The sequence below is a fragment of the Comamonas sp. NyZ500 genome, assembly GCF_016772095.1.
GTDB classification, from domain to species: Bacteria; Pseudomonadota; Gammaproteobacteria; order Burkholderiales; family Burkholderiaceae_C; genus Comamonas; species Comamonas thiooxydans.
The window spans coordinates 122,530-145,497 of record NZ_JAEIJE010000002.1 but is presented as its reverse complement, the minus strand read 5'-3'; the positions used below and the strand labels follow the sequence as shown (position 1 = coordinate 145,497).

The following is a 22,968-nucleotide window of genomic DNA, read 5'->3' as shown; positions in this document are numbered from 1 at the left end:
CGGAGACATACAACATGAGTCGAAATCATCCAAGCGCAGCCGGGGAGTCGCTGCAGCAGACAGGGGAGCTGGAGCGCGGCCTCAAGGACCGGCACATCCAGCTGATCGCCCTGGGCGGTGCCATTGGCGTGGGCCTGTTCCTGGGCTCGGCCAAGGCAATCCACAAGGCCGGGCCGCTGCTGCTGGTCAGCTACGCCATCGCGGGGCTGGCCATCTTCTTCATCATGCGGGCACTGGGCGAGTTGCTGGTGCACCGCCCGGTGGCCGGCTCTTTTGCTACCTATGCCGAAACCTATGTCAGCCCCTGGGCCGGATTCGTCACCGGCTGGACCTACTGGTTCACCTGGGTGGTGACGGGCATGGCCGAGCTCACGGCCATAGGCATCTACACCCACTACTGGTTTCCGGCCATTCCGCAATGGGTTCCGGCGCTCGCCACCCTGGCCGTGCTGCTGGGCGTGAATCTGATTGCGGTCAAGGTCTTCGGCGAGCTGGAATTCTGGTTCGCGCTGATCAAGGTCGTGACCATTGTTGCCACGCTGGTGCTGGGTGTGGCCATCATCACCACGGGCTGGGGACCGCTGGGCCAGACGGCAAGCTTCGCCAATCTCTGGTCGCACGGCGGCTTTGCGCCCGTGGGCATGGTGGGCGTGGTCTTCACCTTGCAGATCGCCTGCTTTGCCTATACCGGCGTGGAGCTGATCGGCGTGACGGCCGGCGAGGCCGAGTCGCCCGAGAAAGTGCTGCCTCGCGCCACCAACAGCATCGTCTACCGCATTCTGATCTTCTATATCGGCGCCCTGATCGTCATCATGTCGCTGGTGCCCTGGAACGAACTCAGCCCCGACATGAGCCCCTTCGTCCATGTCTTCGACAAGCTGGGCATTCCCGCCGCTGCCGGCATCATCAACTTCGTGGTCATCACCGCCGCAGCCTCTTCGTGCAACAGCGGCATCTTCAGCACGGGCCGCATGCTCTATACGCTGGCGCAATTCAAACAGGCGCCCGCCAGGCTGGGCAAGGTCAATTCACGCCATGTGCCGGCCGCCGGCATTTTGATCTCTGCAGCCTTCATGCTGGTCGGCGTGGTGCTGAACTATCTGGTGCCCGAGGAAGCCTTCATCTACGTGACCAGCATTGCCACCATAGGCGCCGTCTGGACCTGGGGCATCATCGTCTTCTCCCATCTGCGCTATCGCCGCGCCGTCAGCCTGGGTCATGCCGCAGCCGTGGCCTACCGCATGCCCGGCGCGCCGTTCACCAACTGGTTTGTGCTGGCCTTTCTGGCCGTGGTGCTGGTCTGCCTGTCGCTGGATGCCAGCACCCGCGTGGCGCTCTATATCGCGCCCCTGTGGTTTGCGCTGCTGACGATCGGCTACCGGCTCTATGCGGTCAAGCCCGAGCAGCGCCAACGCCTGGCGCAAGCGCAACAGCAAGCCGCCTGAGGCGCAGCACAGCCGCGCTGTCGATGCCCTGGCTGCAGCTGAGACAGCGACAGCCGCGGCAGCACGCTATTGATTCAGAAGCTTCTTGCGCTTTTTCATAGTTCATTTCAAGGGCTTTTAGCTTTGAAAATGAGACGAAACAAGCGCAGGAAGCTCTTGAAATCAGAGCTGCAGACAGATCAGCACCAGGCCCAGCATCATCAGCGCCATGCCCAGCTTTTCGGTCAGCGACAGCTTCTCGCTGAACACCTTGCGCGAGACGATATAGCTGAACACCACCTCCACCATGCCCAGGGTGCGCACGGCGGCCGCCCCCTGCATGGCATAGGCGGTGAACCAGGCCAGCGAGGCCGCAGCGCCCATGCTGCCGGCCAGCAGCGAGATGCGCCAGGCCTTGAAGATGGGGCGTAGGCCCTGTTCATGGGTTCTGGCAATCCAGGCGCTCATGACGACGGACTGCATGGTCTGCGCGATCAGCACGCCCCAGGCCCCCGACAACCAGGGCGAGCTCACGCCCAGTGTTGCGATCTCGACCGCGCCACCGCGAAAGCCCACGGTGGCCAGCGCAAAACAGGCGCCGCAGATCAGCCCGTAGACCGAAGATTTGCTGGTCCAGGCCGAGAGCGTGAACAGCTGCCCGCGCGGCGGCAGCGACAGCATCAGCACGCCGACGGTGGCAAGCACCATGGCCAGCAGCGCCAGCCGGCTCGGCAGCTCATGCAGGAACATGGCGGCAAACAGGGCCACCTGCAGAACCTCGGTCTTGGACAGCGTGACCGCCACGGCAAAATTGCGCTCCTTCATGGCCATGAGCAAGGCAGCCGTGGCCGCAACCTGAAAGAAGGCACCAAGCGCGATCCAGCCCAGATACGCGGCACTGAACTTCGGCAGCACCTGGGACGGATCGCCCAGACTGTACAGCGCCAGCAGATAGATCGCAGCAAACGGCAGGCCATAGAGAAAGCGCACCAGCGTGGCGGGCAAGGTGCCGACCTGCGCCGTCAGCGAGCGCTGGGCCGTGTTGCGCACCGTCTGCGCAGCCGCCGCAAACAGCACCACCCCCACCCACAAATATTCCATTCCTATGCCCGGCATGAGACGCTTTCTTTTCTGTTAGCGCGCCAGCATAGCGCCGGCTGCCGGACGGTGCTGACGCGATTCGTGCAGTCCACCCGCTCAAGCCAAGGCGACGTGAAGCGCGAACGGCTTCCGTTCTGATGACGAAGCCTCCACCCCGGCAAAATAACCTCAAATCCAGACCATTGCTGCGTCTTTAGCTACAATTTCAGCTGGGTGCCCGCCGCACGAGGTGGCGATGGCAGGTGAATGTTCATGCGCAGGTCGGGCCGCCAGCGCACCAGTCGTTTGCAGTGCAGACGGCACCAGCAGGCATTGCCTCAGGTACCGCACGCCTTCAGCGTACGACTTCAGACACCTACCGACACATGGACCCACAAACACTTGTGCAGGCCCCTGCGCCTTTTGCATCCCAAAATTCACCCCGTGTTCCCGCGCTGCAATCCGCGACCGAGCGCGTGCAGGCACAAATCTCGCACCTGCTGCATATCGAATCCTTTGCCGGCATGGTGCTCATGCTGGCCGCTGCGGCAGCCCTGATCTGGGCCAACTCCGCTGCGGCGCCAAGCTACTTTGCACTGTGGCATGCCCCCGCCGCGCTGACGCTTGGCCCATGGAGCTTCAGCACCGATCTGCATTTCATCGTCAACGATGTGCTGATGACGGTGTTCTTTCTGGTCGTGGGCATGGAGATCCGGCGCGAGCTGCACAACGGCGCGCTGGCCAGCCTGCGCCAGGCCAGTCTGCCGCTGATCGCTGCCATCGGCGGCGTGGCCGTGCCCGCACTCATCTACGTGGCCCTAGCGGGCAACGACAGGACGCTGCTCAACGGCTGGGCAATTCCGACGGCGACCGACATCGCGTTTGCCGTGGGCGTGCTGGCCTTGCTGGGCCGCAATATCCCGGGTGCACTGCGTATCTTCCTGCTGGCCCTGGCCATCATCGACGACATCGTGGCCGTGCTCATCATCGCCTTCTTCTACTCCGGCGGCCTGCAGGCCATGGGCTTTGTGGTGGCCGCAGCCGGCGTGCTGCTGGTGCTACTGTTCAACCGCATGGGCATTGCCGCCGCGCCCCTGTATGTGCTGCCCGGAGCCATTCTCTGGTTCGGTCTGCTCAAGACCGGCGCTCATCCCACTCTGGCAGGTGTGGTGCTGGGTCTGATGACGCCTGTGTTTGTACGTCCCGCCTCCATGCCACTGCTGATCACGGCACAGACGGCCATGCGCAAGGCCGGTGAGCAGATGCTGAGCGGCCGCCCCGATCCGCAGCACCTGCTGCAGGAGTTGCGCATTGCCCAGCTCGCACAGCGCGACCTGCTGCCGCCTGCTCTGCGCCTGCCCATGATTCTTCATCCATGGGTGGCTTTTTGCATCATGCCCATTTTTGCGCTGGCCAATGCCGGCGTGCAGTTCTCGGGCATAGACCTGAGCGCTGCCGCACCGCAGACCACGGCCATGGCCGTGCTGGTGGCCCTGGTGCTGGGCAAGCCCCTGGGGGTCTTCATCTGCACCTGGCTGGCCGTCAAGAGCGGGCTGTGCAGCCTGCCCGAGGGCCTGAACTGGCGCGGCGTGCTGCTGGTGGGCCTGCTGGCCGGCATAGGCTTTACCATGTCCATCTTTGTCGGCGGCCTGGCCTTTACGGATGCTTCCCTGCTGGGCGCGGCCAAGCTGGGCATTCTGGCCGGCTCGGCCATGGCAGCCTTGCTGGGGCTGGGCTATGGCTTTGCCATGCGCAAGCGTTTCGAGCAGCCCTGAACGCCACGACACACCGCCGGAAAATCAAAAAGGTCAGCCCTGCAAAGGACTGACCTTTTTTCATGCCGCAGAACGATCAGCTCTGATCGAAAGGTTTCGGGTAAGTGCCGGGCAACAGAATTTCTTTGCCGACCTGGTTGATATTGGTGTGCCCGCAGAAGGCCATGGTGGTGTCCAGCTCCTTGTGGATGATCTGCAGCGCCTTGCTCACGCCGGCCTGACCATAAGCGCCCAGACCGTAGAGGAAGCTGCGACCTATCATCGTGCCTTGCGCACCCAGTGCGCGGGCCTTGAGCACGTCCTGACCGCTGCGAATGCCGCCATCCATCCAGACCTCGATATCCTTGCCCGCAGCCTCTGCAATCGATGGCAAGGCTGCAATCGAAGAAGGCGCACCATCGAGCTGACGGCCGCCATGGTTGCTGACCACCAGCGCGTCAGCACCGCTTTGCGCGGCCAGACGCGCATCTTCGGCATCCATCACGCCCTTGAGAATGATCTTGCCGCCCCAGAGCTTCTTGATCCATTCCACATCGCTCCAGTTCAGTGACGGATCGAACTGATCTGCCGTCCAGGACGACAGCGAGGACACATCGCCCACACCATCCACATGGCCGACGATATTGCCGAAGCTGCGGCGCTTGGTACCCAGCATTCCAAGGCACCAGTGCGGCTTGGTCGCGAGATTGATGAGGTTTGCCAGCGTGGGCTTGGGCGGGGTGGACAGGCCGTTCTTGATGTCCTTGTGGCGCTGACCCAGGATCTGCAGGTCCAGCGTCACCACCAGCGCCGAGCAGTTGGCTGCCTTGGCGCGATTGATCAGGCGCTCCATGAAGGCCTTGTCGCGCATCACATAGAGCTGGAACCAGAACGGATGGCGATCGGTGTGCTCGGCTATGTCCTCCAGCGAGCAGATGCTCATGGTGGACAGCGTGAACGGCACGCCAAAGGCCTTGGCGGCCTTGGCTCCAAGAATCTCGCCATCGGCATGCTGCATGCCGGTCAGGCCCGTGGGTGCAATCGCTACCGGCATGGCGACTTCCTCGCCGATCATGGTGGTGCGCGTGCTGCGCCCTTCCATGTTCACGGCCACACGCTGACGCAGCTTGATTGACTGGAACTCGTCTTCGTTGGCCCGATACGTGCCCTGGGTGTAAGAGCCCGAATCGGCGTAGTCATAGAACATACGCGGCACACGACGCTTGGCCACCACACGCAGGTCTTCGATACAGGTGATTTTGGAAAGATCGCTCACGACTTCTAGCCTTGTAATTGGAGTTGAACTCGATGGTAGCCCTCATCGCCGTCATCGGCAGTTCACTATGGTTTGAAGTGATTTATGCCGGTTTTGAAATTTTCTTCAGCGAGGGAAAATCAAGGGCTAATGCTAGGTATGCAAGCCTATTCGCACAGCCACCATCCTTGTCACCACAACAAACAGGAGACAACAGAGATGGTTTGGCAACAGGTCTATGACCCTCTATCGAATATGTGGCTATCCACATTGCTGGCGGCCATTCCGGTCGTGGTGATGCTGGTGGGCCTTGGTTTTCTGCACATGAAGGCCCACCTGGCCGCAGGAGCGGGGCTGATTGCAGCGCTGCTGATTGCAGTCTTTGTCTACAACATGCCCGGCGAAATGGCGGGGCGCGCAGCCTTGTTCGGCGGCTTCACCGGCCTGCTGCCCATTGGCTGGATTGTGCTGAACATCATCTTCCTGCACCAGCTGACCGAGCAGAACGGCAGCTTCAAGGTGCTGCAGGACTCGCTTTCGGGCATCACCGAAGACCGCCGCATCCAGCTGCTGCTGATTGCCTTCTCCTTCGGCGCCTTTTTCGAAGGCGCTGCCGGCTTCGGCACGCCCGTGGCCGTGACCGCCGCCATCCTGATCGGCCTGGGCTTTTCGCCGCTGGCGGCATCCGGTCTGTCGCTGATCGCCAATACCGCTCCCGTGGCCTTTGGCGCCCTGGGCACTCCCGTCATCACGCTGGCCAAGGTCCATGGCTACGACCTGATGGAAGTGACCGCCATGATCGGCCGCCAACTGCCCTTCTTCTCGGTGCTGGTGCCGTTCTGGCTGATCTGGGCCTTCGCCGGTCGCAAGGGAATGATGGAGATCTGGCCCGCGATTCTGGTCACCGGCCTGTCGTTTGCGATTCCTCAGTATCTGGTCTCCAATTTCATCGGACCCGAGCTGGTGGACATCATCGCGGCCATTGTTTCCATGGCCAGCCTGATCCTTTTCCTGCGCGTCTGGCAGCCCAAGAAGATCTGGACCTCGGCCTCGCTGCGCGGCAAGGATGTCAGCGCCTCCGAAGTCAAGCCGCCCCAGCCCGTGGCCAAGCACAGCAAGAGCGAGCTGATCGCCGCCTGGACGCCCTGGATCATTCTCTCTGTGTTTGTCTTCATCTGGGGTCTGCCGCCGGTCAAGGCCTGGCTCAACAGCCTGTTTGCCCCCGCCTTCCCCATGACGGGCCTGCACAATCTGATCGAGAAAATGCCGCCCGTGGTGCCCCAGCCGACCAAGGAAGGCGCGGTCTACACGCTGAACCTGCTGTCGGCCACGGGAACCGCCATTCTGCTGTCGGCCATCGTCAGCGCCTTCGTCATGAAGTACAACCCGGTCACCATCGTGCGCACCTTCTTCAAGACCACCTGGCTGGTGCGCTACTCGCTGCTGACCATCGTGCTGATGCTGGCTCTGGGCACGCTGACACGCTACTCCGGCACCGATACCACCCTGGGCCTGGCCTTTGCCAATACCGGCGTGTTCTACCCCTTCTTCGGCACGCTGATGGGCTGGCTGGGCGTGGCGCTCACGGGCTCGGACACGGCGTCCAACGTGCTGTTTGGCGGCATGCAGAAGGTCGCCGCCGACCAGCTGGGCCTGTCGCCCAACCTCATGGGTGCCGCCAACAGCTCGGGCGGCGTGATGGGCAAGATGATCGATGCGCAATCCATTGTCGTGGCTTCGACCGCCACACGCTGGTTCAACCGCGAGGGCGACATCCTGCGCTATGTGTTCTTCCACTCGATCGCCCTGGCCTGCCTGATGGGCCTGTTCGTCACCATGCAGGCCTATGTCTGGCCGTTCAAGCTGATGGTGAACTGAGTCCCCGAGCCGCTTCGCGGCTCGCCTCGACGGAGCATCCCGGGGGAATCCGAGCAGGCCATCCAGGCCGCTCGGTATCTCCGGCAGGGGCTGAGGCGATTTCCCGCCTCCCCCCTTTTTCAGCCCATCAAGTGGGCACTCCAGCAGCCGCAGCGCCTTCGGGCCTGCGGCTTTTTTGCGCTCTCTGAGAAGGATCGGTGGAATACCAATCTTCATATTGGTATTACCAATTAATTCCAGAAATCAAGGGAAAACCACTAATTTAAGAATAAAACCCCATTTCTATAATCCATCCGACCCGAAACCGTTGCATATTGGTAATACCAATTTAGTAGACGGAGCCGAACCAGATTGCATGTCAGCATCCGGCGCAGGGTGACACGGTTGTTCAAAGAATTGACGGGGAAGCTTCTGGACGCACAGGAGGGTTGCCCTCCCCGCGCATATCCAGGAGATCAAGGCAATGCAAGAAATCTGGTCGCAGAACTACGACCCCGCAGGCAATGTGTGGGTGTCGGCGCTGGTGGCGCTGATACCCATCATCTTTTTCTTTCTCGCGCTGACCAAGCTGCGCCTCAAGGGCTATGTGGCAGGCACCATCACGGTGGCGCTGTCTCTGGCCGTGGCGCTGCTGTTCTATCGCATGCCGGTGGCCAATGCGCTGGCCGCAGGCGTCTATGGCTTCTTCTACGGCCTGTGGCCGATTGCCTGGATCATTGTCGCGGCGGTCTTTCTCTACAAGGTCTCGGTCAAGACCGGACAGTTCGACATCATCCGCTCGTCCATTCTCTCGGTCACCGAAGACCAGCGCCTGCAGCTGATCCTGGTGGGCTTTTGCTTCGGTGCCTTCCTCGAGGGAGCCGCCGGTTTCGGCGCCCCTGTCGCCATCACGGCAGCACTGCTGGTGGGCCTGGGTTTCAGGCCTCTGTATGCAGCGGGCCTGTGCCTGATCGGCAATACCGCCCCCGTGGCATTCGGTGCCATGGGCATTCCCGTCATCGTGGCCGGTCAGGTCTCGGGCGTCGATGTCATGGCCATCAGCCAGATGGCCGGCCGCCAGCTGCCGTTCATGACCATCATCGTGCTGTTCTGGCTCATGGCCATCATGGACGGCTGGCGCGGCGTGAAGGAAACCTGGCCTGCGGTGCTGGTGGGCGGCGGCAGCTTTGCACTCGGACAGTTTCTGACGGCCAACTACATCGGCCCCGAACTGCCGGACATCACTTCGGCCATCTTCGCCCTGGTGACACTGACCACCTTTCTCAAGTTCTGGCAGCCCAAGCGCATCTTCCGCTTCGACACCGAGCCGGGCGCAGCCAAGATCCAGACGACGGCCCCCGTCAAGCTGACGACCGGCATGGTGATCAAGGCCTGGTCGCCCTTCATCATCCTCACCGCCATGGTGACCATCTGGAGCCTCAAGCCCTTCAAGGCGCTGTTCGCCTCGGGTGGCGCGCTCTCCGGCACGGTCTTCAGCATTCCCGTGCCCATGCTGCACAATCTGGTGCAGAAAATGGCGCCCGTCGTTGCCACACCCACGCCTTATGGCGCGGTCTACTCCTTCAACTGGCTGTCGGCCACGGGGACTGCGATCCTGATCGCCGCCGTGCTCGCCATTCTTTTGCTGCGCCTCAAGCCAGCCGTGGCAGTCCGGACCCTGGGCGAGACCTTCAGGGAACTGGCCCTGCCCATCTACTCCATCGGCATGGTGCTGGCCTTCGCCTTCATCGCCAACTATTCCGGCCTGTCCACCACGCTGGCCATGGCGCTGGCCCATACAGGCAAGGCCTTTGCGTTCTTCTCGCCCTTCCTGGGCTGGGTCGGCGTATTCCTCACGGGCTCCGACACCTCGGCCAATGCGCTGTTCGGCGCCCTGCAGGCCACGACGGCAGCACAGCTGGGACTGCCCGAGGTGCTTGCCGTGACGGCCAACACCACCGGCGGCGTGACCGGCAAGATGATCTCGCCCCAGTCCATCGCCATTGCTTGCGCGGCCGTAGGCCTGGCCGGCAAGGAATCGGACCTGTTCCGCTTTACCGTCAAGCACAGTCTGGCCTTCCTGGTGCTGATCGGCATCATCTGCACGCTGCAGGCTTATGTGTTTCCGTGGATGATTCCCACCACCTGAAACTCCTGCCAGACCCCATGCCCGCCATCCGCCTGTCCGACCGCGTTGCCCAGCAGTTGCTGGAGCTGATCCAGAGCACCCAGCTCCAGAGCGGCGCCAAGCTGCCGACCGAGCGGGCGCTGGCCGAGCAGCTGGGGGTCTCGCGCACGGCGCTGCGCGAGGCCATACAGAAGCTTGCCAGCCGCGGCGTGCTCGAAAGCCGCGTGGGGGCCGGCACCTTTGTCGGCTCGCGCGTGCCGCTGTGGCACGAGCAGGCCGTCGCACCGCTGGAGTCCTTGCTGCGCGACGACCCCCAATACCGCTACGACGTGCTGGAAGCCAGGCAGGCACTGGAGCTCAGCACCGCCTGGTATGCGGCCCAGCGTGCCACCGACAAGGACCGGGACCGCATTCGCCACTGCTTCGACGACATGCTTCACCACCAGCAGGCGCGCGATGCCGCCAGCGCGGCCCGCTCCGACGCCCAGTTCCATCTGGCGATTGCCGAAGCCTCGCACAATGCCGTGCTGGTACAGCTCATGGGCAGCCTGTTCGAGCTGGTGCTGGGTACCGTGGCCCAGAATCGGCGCCTGATGTTCGTGCATGATGATCCCTCGACGCTGGAGCATCTGACTGCGCAGCACCGCAATCTCATGCAGGCCATTGTCGACGGCGAGCCAGAGCAGGCCAGAAGCGCTATCGGCCAGCACCTGGCCTATGTTCACGAAAAGCTGTCCGAGTCGGATGCCGAGGCGGCCCGACGCAAGCGGCTGGATCGTTTCTCCTCTTCCTCCGCCATTTTTTCATGATCATCTCCTCCACCACCGACTACCGCGCGGCTGCGCAAAAGCGCCTGCCGCCCTTTCTGTTCCACTACCTTGACGGCGGCGCCTATGCCGAGAAGACGCTGGCCCGCAATGTCGACGACCTGGCCGACGTGGCCCTGCGCCAGCGCGTGCTCAAGGACATGAGCCAGCTGGACACCAGCATCGAGCTGTTCGGCGAGAAGTTCTCGATTCCCGTGGCGCTGGCTCCCGTGGGGCTGACCGGCATGTTCGCCCGCCGCGGCGAAGTGCAGGCCGCCACGGCTGCCGACAAGAAGGGGATTCCCTTCACCATGTCCAGCGTCTCGGTCTGCCCCATCGAGGAAGTCGCGCCCAGGCTGGGCCGCCCGATGTGGTTCCAGCTCTATGTGCTCAAGGACCGGGGCTTCATGAAGAACGCGCTGGAGCGTGCCCAGGCTGCTGGCGTCTCCACCCTGGTCTTCACCGTGGACATGCCCGTACCCGGCGCCCGCTACCGCGATGCGCACTCGGGCATGAGCGGCCCCAACGCCGCCATGCGCCGCTACCTGCAGGCCGTGACCCATCCGCACTGGGCCCTGGACGTGGGCCTGATGGGCCGCCCGCACACGCTGGGCAATATCTCCACCTACAAGGGTCAGAACGTCTCGCTCGAAGACTATATGGGCTATCTCGGCGCGAACTTCGATCCCTCGATCTCGTGGTCGGACCTGGAGTGGATCCGTGACTTCTGGAAGGGTCCCATGCTGATCAAGGGCATTCTCGATCCCGAGGACGCCAGGGATGCCGTGCGTTTCGGGGCCGACGGCATCATCGTCTCCAACCACGGCGGGCGCCAGCTCGACGGTGTGCTCTCGTCGGCACGCGCCCTGCCTGCCATTGCCGATGCAGTCAAGGGTCAGATCAAGATCCTGGCCGACTCGGGCGTGCGCAACGGCCTGGACATCGTGCGCCTGCTGGCCCTGGGCGCAGACTGCACCATGATAGGCCGCGCCTTCGTCTACGCGCTGGCTGCAGAAGGCGAAGCCGGCGTGACCAACCTGCTGAACCTGCTCGAAAAGGAAATGCGCGTGGCCATGACGCTGACCAGCGTCAAGAACGTCTCGGAGATCACTGGCGATCTGCTGGTACGGGACTGATCCCGCACAGGCTCCGGCCCTGGGCCGGGCCTTGCGGGGATCAGCGCGCCGCGCCCCGCTGCCCCAGCCAGATCCCGCCCATGACCAGGGCCACGCCAGCCATCTGCACGGCCGTCAGCGTCTGGTCCAGGAATGCCCAGCCCAGCAAAATAGCCGTCAGCGGACTCAGAAAACCCAGCGGCGCCACCATGTTCGGCTCCAGCCGGGCAATGCCGCGAAACCACAGCACATAGGTCAACGCCGCGCCTACCAGACCCAGCCAGGCCAGTCCGATCAGATGGCCCGGTGTGGGCGCCGGAAAATCCGGTCCGGCCCACAGCGCCACCGGCAGCAGCAATAGTCCACCGGCCGTGAGCTGCCAGGCGGTGAAGGTCAGCAGCGGTACGGGAGGACGCCACTTGCGCGTGAGCACCGTACCGCAGGCCATGGAAACCGCTCCGGCCAGGCCCGCCGCAATCCCCGTCGCATCCAGCCTCACACCGGGCGTGAGCACCAGCAAGGCCACACCCACCAGACCGGCCAGGGCACCCAGCACCGAGGCCGGCCGCAGCGCGCTGCCCAGCACCCAGGACGCAAGAAACACCACCACCAGCGGCTGCACGGCCCCGACGGTGGCGGCGGCCCCTCCCGGCAGGCGGTAGGCCGAGACGAACAGCATGCTCCAGAACACCGAGAAATTGAGCGCTCCCAGAATGAACACCCGCAGCCACCACACGCCCTGCGGCAGGCGCCGTGCAAATGCCAGCAACAACAGGCCTGCGGGCAGCGCGCGCAGCAAGGCCACAGTCATCGCGGGCGCCTGCGGCAGCAGCTGCGTGGTGACGATGTAGCTGCTGCCCCAGACGGCGGGTGCCAGCGCCGTCAGCAGCAAATCTCGTGCCTGTGTCCGCCTGAACGCAAGCGCAGATTGGCCGGCGCTCATGCGAACTCCAGCACCTGATCCAGCGGCCGGCGTGGCTTCTGCGGCCAGTTACCGGGCGCAGCACGGCCCACGGTGACGAGCATGACCGGCACCTCCTCACTCGCCAGACCGAAGTTGGCTGCCACGCCTTCGGCGTCGAAGCCGGTCATCGCACAGGATGCCAGGCCCAGCGCCTGCGCCGCGTGCATCAGCGTCATGGCACCGAAGCTGGCCGAGCGCAGGGCCTCGTCGCGCACCGCCTGCGCGCTGGCGTACTGCTGCTGCGCGGCCTGCAGCCATCCCTGCGCCATGGCGGCAGGCATGAAGCCAGCGTCCACAGAGGGCTGCAGCCGTTCGGCAAGCGCCTCGGGGTCGGCCAGCACGCCGCAGACGATGAAGCAGACGGCCGCCTCCTGCACCTTGGCCTGGTCCTGCGCCACGGCGCGCAGCCTGGCCTTGGCCCCAGGCGTGCGCACGGCGATGAAGCGCCAGTTCTGAAGGTTGTAGGCCGTGGGTGCGCGCGTAGCCAGCTGCACCAGCCTTGATATGTCGGCATCCGCCAGATGGTGGGAGGTATCGAAGCGGTTGGCCGAGATGCGCTGCTCGATGAGGGTGAGCGTGGAATGAAGTGTCGTCATGGCACGACTGTAGATAATTCACCCCAAATTGATAATTGGCGATTATCAAAATAAACCATTCACCAGCAGAGAAGAATCACATGGACCGACTGACCGCCTTGCAAGTCTTTCATCGCATTGCGCAGTGCGGCAGCTTTGCCGAGGCGGGCCGCAGCCTGGGCCTGTCGCCGGCCGCGATCAGCAAGAACATCGCCGAGCTGGAGGCCCATGTGGGCACACGCCTCATTCAGCGCACCACGCGGCGCATGGCGCTGACGGAAGAAGGCCGCCTGTATCTCGAGCATGTCACGCGGGCGCTCGATGCGCTGGCCGATGCAGACTCGGCACTATGCCCGTTCAAGGCTGCGCCCAGCGGCCTGCTCAAGGTCAGCGCGCCCATGACATTCACACTGACGCAGATTTCTTGCGCCCTACCCGCCTTCCTGGAGCGCCACCCCGGGCTGCAGCTGGACCTGCACCTGGACGACAGACGCGTCGATATCGTGCGCGAAGGCTTCGATCTGGCCATACGCGGCAGTGACCGGCTTGAGGATTCCTCGCTGATTGCGCGACCGCTGACCTCGATGTCGCATGTGCTGTGCGCCGCGCCCGGCTATTTCGAGAAGCGCGGTCGCCCGCACACGCCTGCCGACCTCAACGGCCTCGAGCACATACGCTTCAGCCTCTCGGGCCATGCAGATGTCTGGGAATTTGAGCAAGGCGGGCGCATGGAGCGCGTGGCGGTCAATGCGCGCTACTCGGTGTCCTCTAGCCTTGCAGTGCGCGATGCATTGCGCGCGGGCTTTGGCGTCAGCCTGATCCCGCTGCCCTATGTCGAGGAAGACCTGCGCACGGGCCGGCTGCAGGCCGCCCTGGAAGACTGGAGCACGGTGAAGACCGCGCTCTATGCCATTTATCCGTCGCGCCAGCATATGACGCCCAAGCTGCGGGCGCTACTGGACTTTCTGGTAGCGCAGTTCGATTCTGGCAACTGAGCGCCTGGCCGGTTGACCGGCCGGCATTCAGCGCCGGCGCTGGCCCGGGATCTGCTCCGGCCCGGCCACCAGGGCACCGGCGCCGCGCACTTCCAGCGCGATGCTGTCCAGCACCTTGCCGGAGGCATCGAGCAGCTCCAGCTTGTGGCGCCCCGGCCAGGGCAGCCAGCCCAGCTGACTGCCACGCCCCAGCTCGCGCTGCACTTCCCGCATCACGGGTTGGGCGTTCTTGTCTGCTGTGGCGGGCGCTCCATATTGCCGGGTCACCAGCCGCCAGCGCAAGCTGCTGTCGCGCCAGTCCTGCTCGGCCGCCATGCCGGCCTGGCGCGCCACCAGCTGCACGCGCTGGCTATCGGGTGGAATATCGGGGTCCAGCGCCAAAATGGTGCCATTGGCCGGACGCGAGATACGCACAGCGGCCGCAGCCGCAGCGCTGCCGGACTTGCTGCCTTTTTGCCTGGCTAGGCTTTTCTGCTCTGCACTGCCCGCCACGTGATCCATGGCAAACAGCGACTGCTGCGTGCCTTCCACAAACCATTCGCCACGGGCGCTTTCGATGGGCGTTCCGCCACTGGCCAGCGCGCCAAACTGCACTTGCTGCTGCAGCACGCCGATCGGAGCCCTGGGCGCGCGGCTGGACAGGTTGCGATGCAAAAAGCCCATGATATCGGCCCAGATGGGCGCTGCGCCGCTGGTGCCGCTGACCGAATGCATGGCCTCGCCACCCGCATTGCCCACCCAGACGCCCACGGTGTAGCGCTCGGACCAGCCCACGGCCCAGTTGTCGCGCATATCCTTGCTGGTGCCGGTTTTCACGGCCGTCCAGAAGCGCGTGGCCAGCACGCTGTCCGTGCCGAACGTCGGGGCCCGCGCCATATTGTCGGAGAGAATGTCGCCCACGATAAAAGCTGCCCGCGCATCCAGTGCCTGCACCGCGTCGTCGCCGGTTTTGCCGCCGGCCTTGCGGCTTTCAGTCTGAGGCAAGGCCCAGCTCACGGGACGATATTGACCGCTATTGCCCAGTGCCCGATAGGCATTGGTCAGATTGAGCAGCGCGACCTCGCTGCTGCCCAGCGCCAGGCTGAAGCCGTAATAGCCTCCGCTTTCACGCAGCGGCAGGCCCAGCTTCTTGAGTTGTTCGAAAAACGCATCGGGCGTGACCATGACCAGCGTGCGCACTGCCGGCACATTGAGCGAGGATGCCAGCGCAGTGCGCGCCGACACCCAGCCCTTGAAGCGCCGGTCGTAGTTCTGCGGAATGTAGAGACCGTTCTGCGTGGGGATATGGGCCGACGAATCCTCGATCAGCGAGGCGGCGGTGATGCGTTTTTCGGCCATCGCCTGGGCATAGAGAAAGGGCTTGAGCGTGGAGCCGGGCTGGCGCAAAGCGGTGACGCCATCGACCTCGGATGCCTGGCTCAGCGTGCCCGAGGAGCCCACCCAGGCCAGAATCTCGCCGCTGCGGTTGTCCAGCACCACGGCCGCACCATCTTCCACATTGCGGCCCTGCAGCTCGCGCAGATGCTGCTGCAGGCTGGCCACGGCAAAGCGCTGCAAGGCTGCGTTCAAGGTCGAGCGCACCTGCTCGTGCCCCCGGTTCTGCGGCAGCGCCAGCCAGCGCCGCGCAAAATGCGGAGCCACACCCTCGCTGGCCAGCCATTGGCGCCGCTGCAGCACGCTGGAGGTATAGAGCTGCATGGCCGAGCAATCCTTGGCCGCCACATCGTCGGGCACCATCACCTGCAGCACGCCGCAGGCACGCTGTGCGACGCGCTCCACCGACGCATTGGGCGCACGCACCAGGGCTGCGGCAATGGCGGCCTCGCGCGCATCCAGCCCGTGTGCGGCCTTGCCGTACAGGCTTTGCGACAGCGCAGCGATACCCACGATCTCGCCGCGGAACGGCACCAAGTTCAGATAGGCCTCGAGAATCTGGTCCTTGCGCCAGCGCCTGTCCAGCACCTGGGCCGCCACGGCCTGCCCCACCTTCTGCACCACGCTGCGCCCACCCGGTCCCTGACGCCAGTCTCCATCCAGCAGACCGGCGAGCTGCATGGTGATGGTGCTCGCGCCGCGCGTGCGTGTGTTCCAGAGGTTGCCCCATGCAGCTGCGGTGACGGCAGCCCAGTCCACGCCGCTGTGCTCGTAGAAACGCTTGTCCTCGCTGAGCACCAGGGCCGTGCGCAATGCCGGCGAAACATCGGCCAATGCCACCCAGGGACCGCGGCGCACCGTGCTGTCGGTGCGCAAGCGCTGCAGCACCTCGCCTTCGCGCGAAAGCAGAAGGGTCTCCGACGAGCGATGGTCGCTGCGCACCTCGTCATAGCTGGGCACGGCTTGGCTGCTGGCGGCAAGACCCAGCCACAAGGCGGCCGTCATGCCAACGGCTCGCCAGAACGGCTTCATTCTCTGGTGCTGGAAATACCGCTGCATGCCTTGTTTCATGTCTTTGTGCGCTGTTGGAAGTCAGCAGGCATTGTCCCAAAGATGGCATGGCAAACTGCCCGCTCAGGCAAGCGGCAATAAAAAAGCGGCTCCAGCGAGCCGCTTTTTTTTCCGGAACCACCGCCTTTTCCTCAGGCCGTGAACTTCTTGATCTTGAATGCCAGTATCACCATCAGCACGCCAAAGATGACGGCATAGGTCGCCAGCACCCACAGCATGGCCATCATGCCCGCGCCGGGTTGCATCAGCACGAAGATGCCGAACAGCACCGAGAGCAGCCCCCCGAGCACCAGCACCCATTCGCCTTGAATTTCCTTGCGCAGACGCAGCGCCGCGACGATCTGCAGCACACCGGTCATCAAGGCCCAGACGCCGATATAGATGGTCAGAACCAGCGCAGTAATCGCAGGGTTGATGACCGTGAGCACCCCCACCACCACACCCGTCAGCCCCCACAGCAAAACCACCCACCAGTGGCGCGACTGCTGACGGCTCTTGATGGCGGTGTAGATGCCTAGCAGGCCGTCGACAAACACATAGGCGCCAAACACCAGCACCAGCGCGGCGGCGGACGCCGCAGGCTGCATCCAGGTCAGCACGCCGAAGATGATGGCTGCGGCGCCGCGCAGCAACAGCACCCACCAGCTACGGTGCAACATGATGGACATGGAAGGAATTTCTACAGGCATGAAGACTCCTCTCTTTTAGAACGTGTTTACGTTCTCAGGGTTTCACAACAGTGCGACTTGTGCAGCCACTCGTCTCTCGAATCCAGCTCCGAACCTAGCAACAAGCTCAGCCCAGCGTCAACATCACAGGCTGGTGGTCAGACGCCTGTGTGGCGCTGTCAACGCTCCAAGTGTGCACTCTCTGACACAAGCTATCGCTGACCCATATCAAGTCGCATGCCCCGGGCTCTGCCCCCCAGGTTCGATCCACCAGTCTGAAGGTCGGAGGCTGCGGTTGCCCGGGATACAGCACATCCCAGCTATTGCGCCACTGCCCGGCCTGCAGACAGCCTTCCTCGCCGGCAACCCAAGGTGCGGACAGAACGGCATATTCGGGCTCGTGCGGCTCGAAGTTGAAATCCCCGCAAAGCACGGCATGGCGGGTATGCGGCTTGGTTTGATAGGGCGAGCCATCGCTGGCCGGCTGGGGCGGGGCATCGGCCAGCGCACAGGCCTGCATCTGCAGGGCACGCAGTGCGCCGGCCTGCGCCATGCGCTGACGCGCCGAGAAATATTCGAGATGCGTGGTCATGATGCGTACCGGTCCCAGCGCCGCGTCATCGACCGTGACCACGGAACACATGCGCTGCATGCAGCGCATATCGGCTTCTGCCGGCATGGGCAGCAGATAGTGCTGAACCAGCAGCACCGGCAGCCGCGTGGCAATCAGATTGCCAAAACGCTGATGGCCCCGGGGCGTGAACTCATCGACCGATGCGCCAAAGAAAATCTGCCAGCCCGGCAACAGCGCCTTCAGCTCGGCCAGCTGGTCGCCGGGCCTTCCTTGCAGATCGGGGTAGTTGACGGCGATTTCCTGCATGCACAGCACATCCAGACCGCCGGACTGCTCGCCCATTTGCAGCGCGTGACGCACGATGCGTTCCACACTGACCAGTCCATCCATGCCGCAGCACCATTGCACATTCCAGGTCAGGATATTCATCTTGTCGCGTCTTTCCAGATTGAAAGTGGCTGAAGCCCCGGCAGCCACTATTTTTACAGCAGCTGATCAGGCCAAGTTCTCGCGCAACTGGAACACATTGCCTTCCTTGTCCATGGCATTGCAGGCCGCAAAGCCAGGACCTTGCCAACGCTCGTCAAACACTTGTCCGCCCAGCGCCTGTGCTGCGCTTTCGGCGTCGGCAATCGCCGGCACGGTGACAAAGAACTTGAGTGCCACATCGGCGCGGCGCTGCGGTGGCGTGCCGATCTTGACCCGCGCCGCAATCTCGGCCGGCAGGGCGTGAATCACCAGTTGCAACACGGCGGACTCCAGCACGATGACGTGCGCATCTTCATGCAGTCGCCGCATGCCCAGAACCTGCTCATAGAAGCCTGCCAGACTCTGGAAATCCTTGGCATAAATCAGCACACCAGCAGCAGCGGGACCGGGCATCGTCAACTCCTCAAATGGTTTGACTGTATCCCAGTCACTTGATGCCCGCACGCATGAAGCTTTGCACGAACTGGCGCTGGAACAGCAGGAATGCAATAAGCAGCGGCCCTGAAGTCATCAGTGTGGCGGCGCAGATGGTCGACCATTCCACGCCCGATTCCATGCTGGAGAAAACCTGCAGGCCCACGGTGAGCGGACGCGACTGCACGCTGTTGGTGATGATCAGAGGCCAGAGAAAATTATTCCAGTGAAAGCTCACCGAAACCAGCGCAAACGCCGTGTAGACCGGCCTGGCCAGCGGTACGTAGACACGCCAGAGAATCTGCAGCGTGCTGGCACCTTCCACGCGCGCGGCTTCGTCCAGCTCGCGGGGTATGCCCATAAAGGTCTGGCGCAGCAAAAAGATGGCAAAGGCCGAGGCGAAATACGGCAGACCTATGCCCGCCAGAGTATCGATCGCCCCCAGCCCGGACATGGTCTGATAGTTCGCCACCAGCAGAATGTCCGGCATGATCATCAGCTGTATCAGCACCAGCGCAAACGCTACATTGCTGCCGCGAAAGCGCAAGCGTGCAAAGGCAAATGCAGCCAGCGTGGACAGCAGCAGCTGCACCGCCAAAATCATGGCCACCAGCAAGATGGTGTTGAGAAAATAGCGCGCAAACGGCGCAGCTTCCCAGGCATGGCGGAAGTTCCGCAGCGTCCAGGGCGCGGACAGATCCAGGCGCGTGGACGCATCGGAGGGGTGAAACGCCGTCCAGACAGCATAGGCCAGCGGCAGCAGCCACAGCAGCGCCAGCGTCCAGGCGGCCAGGGTGTCCAGCCATGAAGCGCCATAAAAGCTCACGCCCTGGCTCTCCCGGGCACTCCTGCGCCCTGACAGAAATGAAGCATCTGTCATTGATAGTGCACCTTTTTGTCCAGCACAAAGAACTGGAACAGTGCCACGGCAGCCAGCACCAAAACCAGCACCACGGTGATGGCCGCGGCATAGCCGGTGTCCCAGAATTTGAAGCCCACTTCGTAGAGGTGATAGAGCAGCAGCGTGGAGGCATTGTCCGGCCCGCCACGTGTGAGGATGAACACATGGTCCACGAGCCGGAAGGCATTGATCACGGCGTTGACCAGGATGAACAGCGTGGTCGGCATGAGCAGCGGCCACTGCACGCGGCGCAGGAAATACCAGCGCGATGCGCCTTCGATGACCGCTGCCTCCTTGAGGCTGGGGTTGAGCGTCTGCAGCGCGGCCAGATAGAAGATCATGAAAAAGCCGGCCTCCTTCCACACAGCCACCAGCGTGATGCAGGCCAGGGCCGTGGACGGATCGCCCAGCCAGTTGTGCGCGTCCAGGCCCAGTGCGCCGCGCAGCTGCTCCAGCAGTCCGTACTGGGGCGTGTAGAAGAACAGCCAGATATTGGCCACTGCAATCATGGGCAGCACCGTGGGCGTGAAATACGCCATGCGCAGCAAGGCCCGCCCCGCGAGCTTCTCGTTGACCCACAGCGCCATCAGCAAGGCCAGCCCCATGGACAGCGGAATGGTGGCAGCGGCAAACCAGAGGTTGTTTCGCACGGCCTGCCAGAACACGGGATCATCGACCATGAGCGCATAGTTTTCCAGCCCCACCCATTCGCCGGGCTGGCCGCCACGACCCGTGGCATGCAGGCTGTCGATCAACGTGGACAAGGCCGGCCAATGTGTAAAGCCCAACAGCAGCAGCAGCGCCGGCATGAGCAGCAGCCAGGCATGCACGGCCTGCTTTCGCGCTGCGGCCTGCGCCAGCCTGTGGGCGGCCCTGGATGGCAAGGGCGCAGACATGACGCCCTTGCCGGTTTCAAGCGCCGGACTGCTCATTACTTGTAGCGACGCAGAATGCGCTCGGATTCCTTCTGCGCCTCTTCCATGGCCTGGGCTGCGGTCTTGGTGCCGTTCAGGGCCGCCTGAATCGCATCGTTGAGCACCTTGGTCACACGCTGGTTCTCATGGGTGGAATACTCGGCCACCGACACGGGCAGTTGATCGCGCGCCACCAGTGCCTGGGGAAACTCCTGGCCGTACTTCTTGAGTGCGGGAGTCTCGTAGGCTGCAGGCGAGACAGCCACATAGCCGCTGTCCATGCTCCACTGCGCGGCACGCTCTGGCTGGGTCACCCATTTGGCAAACTCGAACGCAGCCTGCTGCTGCTCCCTGGGCGCATTCTTGAAGATGTAGAAATTGCCCCCGCCCGTGGGCGAGCCCTTGCGGACATTGCCGGCGATCTGGCCCACGCCGAAGTCGAACTTGGCATTGGCGCGGATATTGGTGAGATTGCCCGTGGTCGTCACGATGATGGCGGCCTTCTTTTCCATGAAGTCCCTGGGCGTCGTGCCCCACTCCACCACACCTGCCGGGTGCACGCCGTCCTTGACCAGGCTGACCCAGAAGTTCAGCGCTTCCACCACCTTGGGGTGGTTGAGCATGACGCGGGTGCCGGACTCGTTGGCCAGCAGCACATCATTGGGCGTGGTCAGGGTCTGCAGCATCCAGTAGCCAAAGCCTGTGGACGGAATCTGGATGCCGTATTGCACGACCTTGCCGCTGGCGTCCTTCTTGGTCAGCTTGTGGGCTGCCTCCTTGAGTTCCTTCCAGTTCTGGGGCGCCTTGTCGGGGTTCAGGCCGGCCTCCTTGAAAGCTTCCTTGTTGTAGTACATCACCACGGTGGAGCGCTGAAAGGGCACGCCCCATGTCTTGCCACCGGTCTGGCTGTTGGCCATGAAGGCCGGATAAAAGCCCTTGAGCCAGGCCTTGTCGGCATCGGTCTTCACGAAGTCGTCAATGGGCGCAATCGCGCCCTCGTCCATCAGCGTGAACATATCGGTGGACAGCAGCACCGAAGTCGCAGGCGCCTTGCCGGCCTTGTGCGCCGTCAGCGCCTTGACGATGGTTTCCTGATAGGTGCCCGCATAGATGGGCGTGATCTTGTATTGCGGATGCGCCTTGTTGAAGTCCGCCGCATAACCGTCTATCACCTTGGTGATGGGGCCGCCCACGGCCACGGGGTAATAGAAAGGCACTTCCAGCGGGGACTGCGCAAGAGCAGTGCCCGCCAGGCCAAGGCCGGCGGCAGCGGCGAGCAGGCCGTGAACAAAGGTTTGACGACGCATGGGAATCTCTCCTCGGGATTTGCAGACAATGGAAAACGCCGGCGGCTCAGGCTGCGGCCAGCAAGGAGCGGGCGGATTCCACCGCCTGCCCACAAAAATGAATGCGCCCGCCCTGCGCATCGAACCAGTGCGAAGCCTGCTGCGGCCAGCACAGGAACACGGCCTGGCCGGGCCGCAGATCGGCATGGGCATGGCCGGGCACGCGCACCGTCAGCAGCTCGCTGCCCACCCGGCAGCGCAGCACCAGATCGGCACCCAGATATTCAAAGCCCTGCACGGTGGCCGGAATGCCGTTGCCCAGACCTTCGTTGCCGCCGTCGGCATCACCTGCCACGGCAATCACCTCGGGCCGCACGCCCAGCGCTTGCGGATAGGCGCTGCCAGCCACCAGATCCGGGGCCACGACCACATCGCTGCCTGCAATCCGGTTGCCCTGCAGGGCCACGATGTTCATGGCGGGCGTGCCGATAAAGCGCGCGGCAAACGTGGTTGCGGGCTTGGCATAGATCTCGCGCGGCCCGGCCGCCTGTTCCACCCGGCCCTTGTTGAGCAGCACCACCTGATCGGCCATGCTCATGGCCTCGGCCTGATCGTGGGTCACATAGACCACCGTGAGGCCCAGACGCTGCTGCAGCTCGCGCAGCTCGGCGCGCATTTCCTGGCGCAGCTGGGCATCGAGATTGGATAGCGGCTCGTCCATCAGACAGACCCTGGCCTGCGCCACCAGCGCACGGCCCAGCGCCACGCGTTGCTGCTGGCCGCCCGAGAGCTGGACTGGCCGACGGTCCAGCAGCGCCGTCAGCCCCAGCAGCTCGGCCGTTTGCTCAAGACGCTGCTCGCGCTCGGCCTTGCCAAGCTTGCGTACCCGCAGACCGAACTGGATGTTGTCGGCCACGCTCAGATGCGGGAACAGCGCATAGTTCTGAAACACCATGGCAATGCCGCGCTCTGCGGGCGGCAGATGGGTGACGTCGTGACCATCGATGCGCACCGACCCCGAGGTGGGAATGTCCAGCCCGGCAATCATGCGCAAGGTGGTGGATTTGCCGCAGCCCGAAGGGCCGAGCAGGACGCAAAACGAGCCTGGTTCAATGCGCAGATTCACGGCATGCAGGGCCGTGGCGCCACCCCAGGATTTGGCGACGTTCTCCAGCTCGATCAAAGACATCGCGCCAGTCTAGGAAGACTGGATGACAGCCGCGTGTCAACCCGGATACTGTAAAAAAACAGGAGCTGCCTTCGCTTTCTATTCATTGATTTTAGATAGAAATTCCCTTGAATCATCCTTTTCAAAAGCGCAAGC

At 63.4% G+C, this 22,968-nt stretch carries 20 protein-coding genes; 8 read left to right on the top strand and 12 right to left on the bottom strand.

The window, feature by feature from the left end; all coding sequences use genetic code 11:
* Positions 1–14 precede the first annotated feature (14 nt).
* Entirely contained in the window at positions 15–1,445 is a 1,431-nt protein-coding gene (locus JAO85_RS04235; protein WP_202787573.1) for an amino acid permease, read from the top strand.
* A 162-nt stretch (positions 1,446–1,607) separates the two neighbouring features.
* Here JAO85_RS04235 and JAO85_RS04230 read toward each other — a convergent pair whose 3' ends face one another.
* Positions 1,608–2,540 carry a DMT family transporter gene (locus JAO85_RS04230; protein ID WP_012837247.1) on the bottom strand — a complete coding sequence of 311 codons (933 nt, stop codon included), beginning with the start codon at positions 2,538–2,540 and terminating at the stop codon, positions 1,608–1,610.
* A gap of 350 nt (positions 2,541–2,890) precedes the next feature.
* Here JAO85_RS04230 and nhaA point away from each other — a divergent pair, with 350 nt between their 5' ends.
* Positions 2,891–4,279 carry a Na+/H+ antiporter NhaA gene (nhaA, locus tag JAO85_RS04225; protein ID WP_202787572.1) on the top strand — a complete coding sequence of 463 codons (1,389 nt, stop codon included), beginning with the start codon at positions 2,891–2,893 and terminating at the stop codon, positions 4,277–4,279.
* A 76-nt stretch (positions 4,280–4,355) separates the two neighbouring features.
* Here nhaA and JAO85_RS04220 read toward each other — a convergent pair whose 3' ends face one another.
* A complete protein-coding gene (locus JAO85_RS04220; RefSeq protein WP_012837245.1) occupies positions 4,356–5,534 on the bottom strand; it encodes an alpha-hydroxy acid oxidase in 1,179 nt (392 codons plus the stop codon).
* A gap of 32 nt (positions 5,535–5,566) precedes the next feature.
* Between JAO85_RS04220 and JAO85_RS04215 the strand changes: the two genes are divergently transcribed.
* The 5 genes from JAO85_RS04215 to lldD all read left to right on the top strand — a co-directional run bounded on the left by JAO85_RS04215 (position 5,567) and on the right by lldD (position 11,440).
* A complete protein-coding gene (locus JAO85_RS04215) occupies positions 5,567–5,755 on the top strand; it encodes a hypothetical protein (RefSeq protein ID WP_131361368.1) in 189 nt (62 codons plus the stop codon).
* Positions 5,733–7,391, top strand: coding sequence for an L-lactate permease (locus JAO85_RS04210; protein WP_043006410.1), 1,659 nt, complete (start codon positions 5,733–5,735; stop codon positions 7,389–7,391). Before JAO85_RS04215 ends, JAO85_RS04210 begins: the two co-directional genes overlap by 23 nt.
* A gap of 463 nt (positions 7,392–7,854) precedes the next feature.
* On the top strand, positions 7,855–9,519 hold the full coding sequence (gene lldP, locus JAO85_RS04205; RefSeq protein WP_202787571.1) for an L-lactate permease: 1,665 nt from the start codon (positions 7,855–7,857) through the stop codon (positions 9,517–9,519).
* A gap of 17 nt (positions 9,520–9,536) precedes the next feature.
* Complete coding sequence (gene lldR / locus JAO85_RS04200; protein WP_003058121.1) at positions 9,537–10,307, top strand: transcriptional regulator LldR; 771 nt, start codon at positions 9,537–9,539, stop codon at positions 10,305–10,307.
* Positions 10,304–11,440, top strand: coding sequence for an FMN-dependent L-lactate dehydrogenase LldD (lldD, locus tag JAO85_RS04195; protein WP_202787570.1), 1,137 nt, complete (start codon positions 10,304–10,306; stop codon positions 11,438–11,440). The genes lldR and lldD overlap by 4 nt, the downstream gene beginning before the upstream one ends.
* Before the next feature lie 40 nt (positions 11,441–11,480).
* On the opposite strand, the gene JAO85_RS04190 is transcribed toward lldD, so the two are convergent.
* Positions 11,481–12,362 (bottom strand): EamA family transporter, encoded by an 882-nt coding sequence (locus JAO85_RS04190; RefSeq protein ID WP_202787569.1) that lies wholly within the window; start codon positions 12,360–12,362, stop codon positions 11,481–11,483.
* Positions 12,359–12,979 (bottom strand): nitroreductase family protein, encoded by a 621-nt coding sequence (locus tag JAO85_RS04185; protein ID WP_202787568.1) that lies wholly within the window; start codon positions 12,977–12,979, stop codon positions 12,359–12,361. Before JAO85_RS04185 ends, JAO85_RS04190 begins: the two co-directional genes overlap by 4 nt.
* Positions 12,980–13,059: 80 nt before the next feature.
* On the opposite strand from JAO85_RS04185, the gene JAO85_RS04180 reads away from it, so the two are divergent.
* Positions 13,060–13,953 (top strand): LysR family transcriptional regulator, encoded by an 894-nt coding sequence (locus JAO85_RS04180; RefSeq protein WP_202787567.1) that lies wholly within the window; start codon positions 13,060–13,062, stop codon positions 13,951–13,953.
* Between the two features lie 27 nt (positions 13,954–13,980).
* Here the strand turns inward: JAO85_RS04180 and pbpC are convergent, their stop codons facing one another.
* The 8 genes from pbpC to JAO85_RS04140 all read right to left on the bottom strand — a co-directional run bounded on the left by pbpC (position 13,981) and on the right by JAO85_RS04140 (position 22,833).
* On the bottom strand, positions 13,981–16,359 hold the full coding sequence (pbpC, locus tag JAO85_RS04175) for a penicillin-binding protein 1C (protein ID WP_237734716.1): 2,379 nt from the start codon (positions 16,357–16,359) through the stop codon (positions 13,981–13,983).
* 170 nt (positions 16,360–16,529) lie between these two features.
* A complete protein-coding gene (locus JAO85_RS04170; protein WP_012837236.1) occupies positions 16,530–17,087 on the bottom strand; it encodes an HdeD family acid-resistance protein in 558 nt (185 codons plus the stop codon).
* Between the two features lie 106 nt (positions 17,088–17,193).
* Positions 17,194–18,069: an endonuclease/exonuclease/phosphatase family protein gene (locus JAO85_RS04165; RefSeq protein ID WP_041743925.1), complete on the bottom strand. Its 876-nt coding sequence runs from the start codon at positions 18,067–18,069 to the stop codon at positions 17,194–17,196.
* Between the two features lie 66 nt (positions 18,070–18,135).
* Positions 18,136–18,522 carry a VOC family protein gene (locus JAO85_RS04160; RefSeq protein WP_003067760.1) on the bottom strand — a complete coding sequence of 129 codons (387 nt, stop codon included), beginning with the start codon at positions 18,520–18,522 and terminating at the stop codon, positions 18,136–18,138.
* A gap of 34 nt (positions 18,523–18,556) precedes the next feature.
* On the bottom strand, positions 18,557–19,423 hold the full coding sequence (locus JAO85_RS04155) for a carbohydrate ABC transporter permease (protein WP_202787566.1): 867 nt from the start codon (positions 19,421–19,423) through the stop codon (positions 18,557–18,559).
* Positions 19,420–20,340: a carbohydrate ABC transporter permease gene (locus tag JAO85_RS04150; protein ID WP_202787565.1), complete on the bottom strand. Its 921-nt coding sequence runs from the start codon at positions 20,338–20,340 to the stop codon at positions 19,420–19,422. Before JAO85_RS04150 ends, JAO85_RS04155 begins: the two co-directional genes overlap by 4 nt.
* A gap of 35 nt (positions 20,341–20,375) precedes the next feature.
* On the bottom strand, positions 20,376–21,665 hold the full coding sequence (locus tag JAO85_RS04145; RefSeq protein WP_202787564.1) for an ABC transporter substrate-binding protein: 1,290 nt from the start codon (positions 21,663–21,665) through the stop codon (positions 20,376–20,378).
* Between the two features lie 46 nt (positions 21,666–21,711).
* The gene (locus JAO85_RS04140) at positions 21,712–22,833 is read right to left on the bottom strand and encodes an ABC transporter ATP-binding protein (RefSeq protein ID WP_202787563.1); all 1,122 of its coding nucleotides are present in this window, start codon (positions 22,831–22,833) and stop codon (positions 21,712–21,714) included.
* Positions 22,834–22,968: the final 135 nt, after the last annotated feature.